The 10,414-nt window shown below is 62.0% G+C and carries 12 protein-coding genes; 6 read left to right on the forward strand and 6 right to left on the reverse strand.

Annotated elements, in window-relative coordinates; genetic code table 11:
- Positions 1–93 precede the first annotated feature (93 nt).
- From KUV51_RS09130 to KUV51_RS09145, 4 genes are read left to right on the forward strand one after another with little or no spacing between them, the layout of a single operon-like run.
- A complete protein-coding gene (locus KUV51_RS09130) occupies positions 94–747 on the forward strand; it encodes a histidine phosphatase family protein (RefSeq protein ID WP_222521332.1) in 654 nt (217 codons plus the stop codon).
- A 9-nt stretch (positions 748–756) separates the two neighbouring features.
- On the forward strand, positions 757–1,368 hold the full coding sequence (locus KUV51_RS09135; protein ID WP_222521333.1) for a glutathione S-transferase family protein: 612 nt from the start codon (positions 757–759) through the stop codon (positions 1,366–1,368).
- Positions 1,365–2,429, forward strand: coding sequence for a saccharopine dehydrogenase (locus KUV51_RS09140; RefSeq protein WP_222521334.1), 1,065 nt, complete (start codon positions 1,365–1,367; stop codon positions 2,427–2,429). The genes KUV51_RS09135 and KUV51_RS09140 overlap by 4 nt, the downstream gene beginning before the upstream one ends.
- A gap of 58 nt (positions 2,430–2,487) precedes the next feature.
- Positions 2,488–3,621, forward strand: coding sequence for a saccharopine dehydrogenase C-terminal domain-containing protein (locus KUV51_RS09145; protein WP_222521335.1), 1,134 nt, complete (start codon positions 2,488–2,490; stop codon positions 3,619–3,621).
- A gap of 19 nt (positions 3,622–3,640) precedes the next feature.
- Here KUV51_RS09145 and KUV51_RS09150 read toward each other — a convergent pair whose 3' ends face one another.
- The 6 genes from KUV51_RS09150 to KUV51_RS09175 all read right to left on the reverse strand — a co-directional run bounded on the left by KUV51_RS09150 (position 3,641) and on the right by KUV51_RS09175 (position 8,980).
- A complete protein-coding gene (locus tag KUV51_RS09150; protein ID WP_222521336.1) occupies positions 3,641–3,964 on the reverse strand; it encodes a DUF3775 domain-containing protein in 324 nt (107 codons plus the stop codon).
- Between the two features lie 407 nt (positions 3,965–4,371).
- Entirely contained in the window at positions 4,372–5,109 is a 738-nt protein-coding gene (locus KUV51_RS09155; protein WP_222521337.1) for an SDR family NAD(P)-dependent oxidoreductase, read from the reverse strand.
- Positions 5,106–5,687 carry a DUF3833 family protein gene (locus KUV51_RS09160; RefSeq protein ID WP_222521338.1) on the reverse strand — a complete coding sequence of 194 codons (582 nt, stop codon included), beginning with the start codon at positions 5,685–5,687 and terminating at the stop codon, positions 5,106–5,108. Before KUV51_RS09160 ends, KUV51_RS09155 begins: the two co-directional genes overlap by 4 nt.
- A gap of 1 nt (position 5,688) precedes the next feature.
- Positions 5,689–6,924: an MFS transporter gene (locus tag KUV51_RS09165; RefSeq protein ID WP_222521339.1), complete on the reverse strand. Its 1,236-nt coding sequence runs from the start codon at positions 6,922–6,924 to the stop codon at positions 5,689–5,691.
- A complete protein-coding gene (locus KUV51_RS09170; RefSeq protein ID WP_222521340.1) occupies positions 6,921–7,682 on the reverse strand; it encodes a DUF1365 domain-containing protein in 762 nt (253 codons plus the stop codon). Before KUV51_RS09170 ends, KUV51_RS09165 begins: the two co-directional genes overlap by 4 nt.
- The gene (locus tag KUV51_RS09175) at positions 7,679–8,980 is read right to left on the reverse strand and encodes an NAD(P)/FAD-dependent oxidoreductase (protein WP_222521341.1); all 1,302 of its coding nucleotides are present in this window, start codon (positions 8,978–8,980) and stop codon (positions 7,679–7,681) included. The genes KUV51_RS09170 and KUV51_RS09175 overlap by 4 nt, the downstream gene beginning before the upstream one ends.
- 206 nt (positions 8,981–9,186) lie before the next feature.
- Here KUV51_RS09175 and KUV51_RS09180 point away from each other — a divergent pair, with 206 nt between their 5' ends.
- Together KUV51_RS09180 and KUV51_RS09185 are read left to right on the forward strand one after the other, a co-directional pair.
- Positions 9,187–9,735: a sigma-70 family RNA polymerase sigma factor gene (locus KUV51_RS09180; protein WP_410001071.1), complete on the forward strand. Its 549-nt coding sequence runs from the start codon at positions 9,187–9,189 to the stop codon at positions 9,733–9,735.
- Positions 9,736–9,740: 5 nt separating this feature from the next.
- Entirely contained in the window at positions 9,741–10,397 is a 657-nt protein-coding gene (locus tag KUV51_RS09185; protein WP_222521342.1) for a ChrR family anti-sigma-E factor, read from the forward strand.
- The last annotated feature ends 17 nt before the right edge of the window (positions 10,398–10,414 follow it).

The raw sequence follows: 10,414 nt of genomic DNA on the forward strand, positions 1-10,414 counted from the left end.
TCATCTTGCAAAATAAACTCCCGCCGGAGGCTCCCGCACTTTCCACAGGCACAGCACCGGCCTAGAACAGGGACAACTGAACAACAGGCACCCATGTCCCACATCACTCTTATCCGCCACGGCCAGGCCAACACCCATGCCAAGGACGAAGCCAGCTACGACCAGCTCTCGGGCCTCGGCCACCAACAATCGGCCTGGCTCGGCGACCACATGCGGTCCACGCACCAGCACCACACACGGCTCTACACCGGCACCCTGCGCAGGCACCGCGAAACGGCCAAAGGCATGGACACAGGCATGAAGGCCACCGAAGACCCACGCCTGAACGAACTTGAATACTTCACCATGGCCCAAGCCCTGGAGGTCGAGCACGGCATCCCCGTTCCCACCGCGCCCTCGGAATTCGTCCACCACTTCCCCAAGGTACTGGCCCACTGGCAAGACGACAAACTCGACAACGTCCCCGAACGGTTCTCCGAGTTCGAAAAACGGATCAAGGACGCGCTAACCGAGATCGGCCAAGGTGAGGGCCCCGCCCTTGTCGTCACTTCGGGTGGACTCATCGCCATGACCATGCGGCTCCACCTCGGGCTCGAAGTCACCGCCATGGCGAACGTGGCGCTCGCGATCATGAACACGTCGATGCACCGCCTGCACCCCATCGGCGGCACATGGTCGCCGGTGATGTTCAATGCCGTCCCGCACCTCGAACACCCCGACCGCCACCACGCTCAAACGCACGTTTAGAGGCCAAAGATGAAACTCTACTACGCCACCGGCACCATCTCGATCGCCGTCGCCATCGCACTGGAAGAGGCGGGGCTAGACTACGACACCCACCAACTCAACTTCGCAGCGGGTGACCAGCAATCCCCCGATTACACGGCCATCAACCCCAAAGGCCGCGTCCCCGCCCTCGACGTAAACGGCACGATCCTCACCGAAACCGGCGCGCTCCTCGACTACATCGCGACACAAACGCCGGGCCTCATGCCTACGGACCAGATCCAGGCAGCCAAGGCGCGCAGCGTCATGTACTACCTTGCCTCCACCATGCACGTGAACCACGCCCACAAAATGCGCGGCCACCGCTGGGCGGACAACGAATCCAGCTGGCAAGACATGACAGCCAAAGTCCCCGAGACCATGACCGCCTCCGCCCAATTCGTCGAAACCGACTGCCTCGTCGGCCCCTACATCCTCGGCGACACGTTCACACTGGCCGACGCCTACCTCTTCATGGTCTGCACATGGCTGCCGGGCGATGGCGTCGACCTCGCCCCCTTCCCCAAACTCCGCACCTTCATGGCTGCGATGGAAGCGCGCGACAGCGTCAAAACCATCCGCGCCAAAGGAATGCTCGGATGACACATCTCTGGGTCCGCGCCGAACAACGCGCCAACGAAGACCGCGTGGGCCTCACCCCCGAAGGCACGGCCAAACTCATCGCCGCCGGGATCAAGGTCACAGTCGAAGACAGCCAAACCCGCTGCATCCCGACGGACCGCTACGCCCAGGCGGGCGCCACCATCGCCCCTGAAAACGCATGGCCCAGCGCGCCGGAAAACGCGATCATCTTCGGCCTCAAGGAACTCCCCGAAGATGGCACGCCCCTGCCGCACAAACACATCATGTTCGGCCACGCCTACAAGGGGCAGCCCGCGGGCCAGATCCTCCTGCAACGGTTCAAGGCAGGCGGCGGCACCCTCTACGATCTCGAATACCTCGTCGACGAGGCAGGCAAACGGGTCGCCGCCTTCGGCTACTGGGCGGGCTACGCCGGCGCGGCAGTCGCCCTCAAATGCTGGATCGCCCAACAACACGGCCGCACCGCAGGCCCGGTACAGGCCTACCCCAGCTCCAACCACCTGCTGGCAGAACTCCAATCCGACCTCGTCGCCACGGGCACCCAGCGGCCCACCGCCCTCATCATCGGCGCCTTGGGCCGCGTCGCCTCAGGGGCCGCAGACCTCTGCACCGTCATGGGCGTGCCCACCACCCGCTGGGACATCGAAGAAACCAAACACGGCGGACCCTTCCCCGAAATCCTCCAACACAACCTCTTCTTCAACTGCATCCTCGCACGGCCCGGCACGCCGGTCTTCGTCCCCGCCGACACACCCCACAAACCCCGCAAGCTGACCGTCATCGGCGACATCGCCTGCGACCCCGACAGCGACTTCTCCCCGATCAAGGTCTACGACCGCACCACCACATGGGACGCCCCCGCACTCCGGGTCCACGACAGCCCCCCACTCGACGTCACCGCCATCGACAACCTGCCCTCCATGCTCCCGGTCGAAAGCAGCGAAGACTACGCCGACCAGCTGCTGCCCAGCCTCCTGACGCTGCATGATCTGACCGCAAACGTCTGGGGCCGGGCAAAACACACCTTCGACCAGGCCACACAATCCGTTTCTTCTGACTGAAAATACGACGGGGTCTGGGGTGGAACCCCAGTCCAACCGCCAACAAAGGACGCAACGCATGACTATCCACTGGTGCGGCACCGGCCTCTCCGCCATCCCCGGCCTCAAACGGTTGATCGAGCTGGGCTACCCGGTCACAGTCTGGAACCGCACGGTGGCCAAAGCACGGGACGCCGTTGGCAGCTACACGCAAGACATCCGCGCCTTCGACCTCCACGCAGTCAAGGACGCCCTGCAACCGGGCGACACCGTGGTCTCCATGCTGCCCGGCGACTGGCACGTCCCGCTGGCCCAGGCCGCGATCGACGCCAAAGCGCACTTCGTCTCCTCCAGCTACATCGCCCCGGAAATGCGCGCACTCGATCAAAAGGCCAAGGAAGCAGGCGTGGCACTGGTCAACGAAGTGGGCCTCGACCCCGGTATCGACCACCTGATGGCGCACCACCTCGTCGCTGCCTACCGCAACTCAGGCGCCTATGACGACAGCAACCGGATCAGCTTCACATCCTATTGCGGCGGTGTCCCCAAACACGCCAACGCCTTCCGCTACAAATTCAGCTGGGCACCGGTCGGCGTTTTAAAAGCCCTCAAATCCCCCTCCAAATCCATACGAGCAGGCGAAGAACTGACGGTCACCAAACCCTGGGACGCGATCACCACGTACTCCGCCCCGCTGCCGCAGCCAGAAACGTTCGAGGTCTACCCAAACCGCGACAGCCTCCCCTTCATGGCCGAATACGGCTTCGACCCGAAATGGGAGGTGCATGAGTTCGTCCGCGGCACCCTGCGGCTCAACGGCTGGGCGGACGCATGGAAAGACGTCTTTGCAGAGATCGAAACCAACCCCAGCGACACGCGGCTGGCCGAAATGTCGGACAAACTGCTGGTAGAAAACAGCTATGCCGAGGGTGAGCCCGACCGCGTGATCCTCTGCGTCGATCTCATGGCTGAAAACGCGACAGGCACCGCTTGGCACCAAACCTATGTGATGGATGCCTGGGGCGACGCGCGCGGCACGGCCATGGCACGGCTCGTGTCGATCCCGGTCTCACTTGCGGTTCAGGCGGCCCAGGGCGGTGCGATCAAACCGGGCGTTCACGCAGCACCCTCCGACGGGCACCTCGTCGCCAACTGGATGGACGAAATCAGCCGCCTCGCCCAACACCTCGCCATCGTCGACCACACGCCGTAGGGCGGGGTTCACCACACCCTCACCGCAAGAGCGCATCCTCATCATCCCCAAGCGGCAGGCCCAACGCCTCCATCCCCGCCTCAAGATGATCGGTGAAATGCGGCGTGCCCAACAGGTAGTCCGCACAGGGCGTGGTGGCTTCGGCTTCGGCGGTATGCAGCGCCTCGCTCCAGTCATCGGGTTCGAACGCGCCGCGCCCGACCCACATGATCGCGATCAACTCGGCCTGTTCGTCCGTATCCAGCCGGTCGATCAGCCCGCGCAATTCCGCCTCGGCCCGCTCCAACTCGCGGCCCATCAACACCACCTGCGCCACCACGGCGCGCTCAATCTCAAGGTCCATAAACAACCCTCCTGACCAGACCTTTGCGCACACAAGGAAGGTGGGCCTTGATCCGGATCAAATGGACGCGGAACCCGCTCCCTTCTCTTGCAAGGTAAACTCTCCACCATCGCACGACAGGCGGTTTTGCCGCCGCGAGGGAAGGGCCGGGACGCTTACCCGCAGGAAAATCTGAACAGGAAGCTAACCGCTCTGCCCAAACCTTAACGCGGGCCAAGTCTGAACAGGAGTTTAACACACCTGCGCTCTCCAAAATACGCAGTTTTGACGCCAAAATGTGTAGTTTCGGGAATCCGCCGAAAAACAGGGGCCGACGCGCCCCTGCAAAACGCGCAATTTCACGCTCAAAATGTGCGTTTTACCAAAAATCAACCATCGCACGCCCCGTTAACCCCGGCGCGCGGTGCTCAGGCAAAGATACGGTAGTACAGCCAGTCGGGCAGAAACTGGGACCCGCGAAACAGCAGCGAAAAGAAGGTCGGAAAACTCTTCTTGAACCCATCGGTCAGCATGTGCTCGAACATCTCACGCGCGGCCTGCTCCGGCTCCATGATAAACGGCATCTTGAAGTCGTTCTTGTCCGTCAACTGCGTCTTGATAAAGCCCGGATTGGCCACCTGCACCCGTACGCCCGTGTCCTTCAAATCGGCGTACATGCACTCAGCAAGCGACATCGTCGCAGCCTTCGACGCGGTATACCCAATCGACCCCGGAAGCCCCCTGAAACCCGTCAGGGACGAGGTCAAAACGATATGCCCCGCGTCCTTCGCGACAAAGGCAGGAACCACCTGTCCCAGTACCCGCATGAAGCCGGTAAAGTTCACATCCGCCATCGTCGTGGCCTGTTCGGCATTCCACTCCTTGGCCGAAAAAGGCCAATAAACTCCGGCCAGTAGCACCAGTCCGTCAATCTCGCCCACCGCCTCGGCAGCGGCCTTGACGCTGTCGTCATCGGCAATGTCGATGGTCTGGTAAGATGCCTTCCCCGGCAGCTCTTCGACCAGTTCTTTCAACTTGTCCTCGCTGCGCGACGACACGATCACCTCGATCCCTGCGCGGCTCATGCAATGGGCCAGCGCGCGGCCCAACCCGTCGCCCGCGCCCACCAGCCAGTATCGTTTGCCGCTCAGGGAATTGTCAGTCATGCTGCTTCTTTCAACTCTTCATTTGCGGGGCGCATGGTCGCCACCAGCTCAGCCACCTTGATCCCGTATTTCCGAAACTGCGACCGGTTCACGATGGTTCCGTTCGGCGCCAGATACATCCAGTCTACTGTGTCGAGCACATGCCCACCCGACGCTTCCGGCAGGCGGAATTTGTACTTCAACTGCACCGAATTGCCGGATTGTTGCCCCGACCCGTCGCCCACAACGTCATCCGCGCGCGCCAGAATCTTTCCATCATTTCCGATGGTTAACCTCCACGCGCGCGTCTGCTGCGACCCGTCATCATAGGTAAACACCTCGTCCATGACGCCGGTGTTCCCTTCCCACTTGCAATCGAACTCTCCGACAAACCGCGACGACACACGCCCTGTCGGACCGAAGATCACGCCCTCACAAATTATCGGTCCATTCAGATGCGTACGGACATCGAATTGCGGCCCGTTGCCCAGTGCATAGTCTTCGGGGCTCTGCGCCAGAAAGTCGGCATAGCGCGACCGGCTCCAGCCAATCAGCAAAACGAACACAGCCCCGACAAGGGCAAAGATCAAACCGTCCATGTCACGTCTCCTTCAAATCTGTCGTGGCAAGCAGCGCGATGGCCACGACCTTGAGGCCACAAGGCACGGCTGCATAGAGCAGCGTGAGAAGCGTCAGCGCTTCGGGCGGATGGGTGGCCGCACCGCTGTCGAAACCGGCCCGCTCAAGCGCGGGCAACAGGGTGACGGCAGCAAAGGCCAGGGTAAATTTCGACACAAAGGCCCACAGGCCAAACCCTTCGGACGCCGAGGGGCTGATGCGCGCCATGCGGGTGGCAAACACGGCAGGCAGCACAGTCAGGTCGGCGCCCAGGGTGGCACCAGACAAGGCACAGATGATCGCAAAGGCGAACCAGTCGCCCGGCCCCAGTGTAACGGCCCATCCAAAGGCACAAATCGCCAAGACCATCGCGCTTAACAGCACGGGTTTGGGGCCGTAGCGTTCAGCCAAACGCCCCCAGATTGGGGCTGCCAGGGCGGCGCAGAGGAAGAACAGCAAAAGCAGCGGTCCTTCGAAGCCGGGCGCCTCCAACCTACTCTCGACAAAGAACAAAAACAGCGTGGAACTGACTGCCACGGGTGCCGCATTAACAAGCGCAATCAGCAAAAGCCTGCGCGCAAGCGCATCGCCAAGCACCGCCTTGAACCCCACCGACGGCGGCAAGCCATCACTAACCCACTCGCCCCGCATCATCACCAGCGCCGCAAAGGCCAGAACGGCAAATCCAACCGCGAACCCGGCAAAGGGTGCCCCGATGAAACCACCCAGCATGACCGGCGCAATGGCGGCCACACAAACGCCCAACAACGCCCCGGTCTCGCGCCAGCGCGCAAGCATCAAATGCCCCTGCCCGGGCAGGCGATCCGCCTTCACAACCCCTTGGGCGTAGAAGTTGATCGTCAGGAAGCTGAAGGCCGAAAACACGCCCGTCAGCATGAGCGCAAACCACACCAACGGCGGTAGAAGCGGCGGCACGGCAAAGAGCCCCAACATCGACAGCGCCATGACAGCGCAGCCGATCAGAACGGCCACCCCCCGACGCGACCGCAGCGCTTCGGACAGCCGTCCAAAGAGCGGATCCTGCACCACGTCCAGCAGACGCAAGCCAAACAAAACGGCGCCCAAGGCGGCAAGCGACACACCGTACTCATCGACGTAAAACTTGGGTGCATGGATGTAAATCGGCAGCCCGGCCGCGCTCAGCAACGCGGCAAAGACCGCGTAGGCTGGCAGACGTGTGGGCTGCGCATTGCTCACCGCGACACCTCCTCCGACGGAGGCAGCGGACGGGCGCGATAGGTCGCGCGTTTCCACCACAATTTCAGTGCCTGCCAGTGGATCAACGCCAGCACCCGGCGCGAGCCCAGCGGGCGGCGCAGAGCGGCCCGCAGGATCGCGCGGTTGGTAAGAGGGCAACGGCGCCCCGTGAGTGTGGCAATCAACCCGCCCTCACCGTCGCGGGAATAGTCGATCCAGACGCCAATCCGGTCATCGCGAATGTCGAAACGAAATTCATATCCGCCTTCAATGGGTTGGAAGGGCGAGACATGGAAGATCTTGGTCGCGCGCAGCCGATCTTCGGCAGCTATGGGGCGCAGGTCCGGGTGGTTCACAAGATAGCTGTGCCGGTCGCCAAAAGTGTTTGTCACCTCGGCAATGACCGCGATCATCTCCTCATCGGCACGGCGGCACAGCCAGAAGCTGACGGGGTTGAACACGTGGCCCAGAACCTTGGGCTGCGCGAGTAACTCAATCCGGGCGACGCCCGTGATCTGATGCGCCTGCAGCACCTCTCGCACCCACGCGGCTCCACGACCGGCCTTGGGCGCGCCGCCGTGATCCACGTCATCCAGCGCCATCAACCCACGCTTGTTGCGCCCGAACAGGCCCGGCAGACGCAGCTCAGCCTCGGCATCGAGCAGCATGTAATCGACCGTGTAGCGAAAGGCATTGTCGATGGCCCCCTTCCGCCCGTGAAAGGTCACACCCGCGATATGATCAACGGTTGCACTCATTCCGCGGCCACCTGCAATTGCGGGGTGCGCAGCAGGGCGCGGGCGACGTCAAGGCCGGAGGAGAGCCCATCCTCGTGGAACCCGTGCCGCATCCAGGCCCCGCAGTACCACGTGTTGTTCGACCCGTTCATCGCCCGCACCTGCTCCTGCGCCGCCAGCGCCGCGAGGTCATAGACCGGATGGCGCAGCACGGTCTGGTCATAGATCATCTCTTCGCGGATCGTACGCTTGGTGTTCAGCGTGACGAAATGAATGTCGTCCATCGGGATAGGCTGCAGCGAGTTGATCCAATAGGTCAGGTCGATGCGGTCGGACTGGACGCCCTTGTCCTCGGTATAGACCCAGCTGGACCAGACCTGCCGATGCTCGGGCATGATGGCCGCGTCACGGTGCAAGACGACGTCGTTGGGCTGGTACTTCACGGCGCCGAGTGCTGCCTGCTCCGCCTCAGTCGGGTCGGCCAGCAGCTTGAGGCTGTCGTCGGAATGGGTGGCAAAGACGACCTCGTCGAACATCTCCCATTCGCCGCCCCACGCCTTGACCTGCGCGCCGCCCGCTGTCCGACGGACGGATTGCACCGGCGCGCCAAGCCTGATGTCCACGCCATTGCCTAGCATCGCCGCTTCGATCCGGCGCACATATTCAACCGAACCGCCGTTGACCGTGTACCATTGGTGCTGGCCCGTATGGTTGAGCAGCGCGTGGTTCTCGAAAAACTGGATCATCGCGTGGGCCGGAAAATCCATGATCTTCTCGGTCGGCGTGGACCAAATCGCACCGCTGAGCGGCAGCAGATAGAAATCGCGGAACCAGTCACCTGTGCCCATCACGTCCAGAAACTGCGCAATGGTACGAGAGCGATCTTCATTCGCGACGCGCAGGGCATGCTTGTTGAAGCGGAAGATGTCGCGGACCATGCCCAGAAACTTCGGGTTCAACGCATTGCGCCGCTGAGCAAAGAGGGCGTCGAGGCTGGCCAAACCATATTCCAGCCGCCCGCCGTCAATGGACGCACCGAAGCTCATGTTCGATTTGACAACCGGCACGTCCAGCTCAGCAAACAGTTCCGCCATGTTTGGATAGTTGGCGTAGTTGAACACCAGAAAGCCGGTATCTACTGGCTGATCGCCCCGCTTGCCCGCCATAATCGTGCGGGCGTGGCCGCCCAGGCGCGGTTCGGCCTCGAACAACGTGACGCGATGGTCGGACGCCAGCGCATGGGCTGCACCCATGCCGGAAATGCCGCCGCCGATCACGGCAATGCGCTTCGGAGCAGTCGTAGCAGATTCAAATGGCATAAGTTGTAGTGTCCCGTGCGTCTTTAGGTTTGCTTTTGTTTACGCAGGGATGGCGCAACCGGATGCACAAAAACCAGACATTTATTTTTGATCCGAATGCTCTCGTGTCGCGTAGACGGTTCATGTTTGCGGGTTTAGACACGTCTGAAACAGATGCGCAGCCAGCCGTCGGAATGTTTCCGGGGGCGGCGACAGGACCGGCACTCATGAAAGACAGCGACGGAAAACGGATGCAGTGGGTCGACCACATGATCCGGATCCGGGATCATCAGGACCAGGCGGCCTTTGCGGCGCTGTTCGGTCACTTTGCCCCGCGGGTCAAAGGATTCCTGATGAAATCCGGCGCAGATGCGTCGCTGGCCGAAGAAGTCGCGCAGGAGGTCATGGCCACCTGCTGGCACAAGGCAAACATGTTCGATCCCGCGCGGGCATCGGTGGCGACCTGGATCTTCACCATCGCGCGGAACCGAAAGATTGACGTGCTGCGCAAGCAGCGCCGCCCTGAGCCCGAAGATCTGGCATGGGGCCCCGAAGAAGAACCTGATCAGGCCGATGTGATGGCCCTGCAACAGGAAAGCGAACAGTTGGGCCGGGCGATTGCCGAATTGCCTCCAGCCCAGCGGGAACTGATACAAAAGGCGTATTTCGGGGACCTGTCCCATAGCGAAATCGCCGATCAAACCGGTCTGCCCCTGGGCACGATCAAATCAAGGATTAGGTTGGCGCTGGAGCGATTGCGCCACGCGATGAAGTGACGGATATGGAACAGAAGATCACACATCACCTGACGGATGACATCCTGATGGCCTATGCAGCCGGGACGCTGCCCGAGGCCTTCAACCTGATGGTCGCGACGCATGTTTCCCTCTGCGACGAGTGCCGCGCGGTTGTTGAAAGCTACGACGCTCTCGGGGGCGAGGTGTTGGACCAGGCACCTGGCAACGACATTGCCCTGACACCGGGCAGCTTTGCCGCGACAATGGCACTGATTGCCGGTGGCACCCCGGACGAGATACGCACACCACGGATGCGCGATGCCGTCCTTCCGCAACCGTTGCTCGATTACGTGGGCGGCGGCTTCGACAATGTGAAGTGGCGGTCGGTTGGCATGGGCGTGAAGCAGGCCATACTGCCCACATCCAAGGATGCGTCGGCCCGCTTGCTTTACATCCCTGCTGGCGCTGCAATGCCTGATCACGGGCACAACGGCATCGAAATGACGATGGTGTTGCAGGGTGCGTTTCAGGACGAGGACGACTACTTCGCGCGCGGCGATGTCGAAGTAGCCGACAGCGATATGCATCACACGCCGGTGGCAGACATTCACGAGGATTGCATTTGTCTCGCAGTGACTGACGCCCCTCTGCGCTTCCAGGGCCTGCTGCCCAAGATTGCACAGCGCTTCGCTCGTATCTGACCGGTTTGGGCGGAGGA

It is taken from the genome of Tateyamaria omphalii, assembly GCF_019802125.1.
GTDB classification, from domain to species: Bacteria; Pseudomonadota; Alphaproteobacteria; order Rhodobacterales; family Rhodobacteraceae; genus Tateyamaria; species Tateyamaria omphalii_B.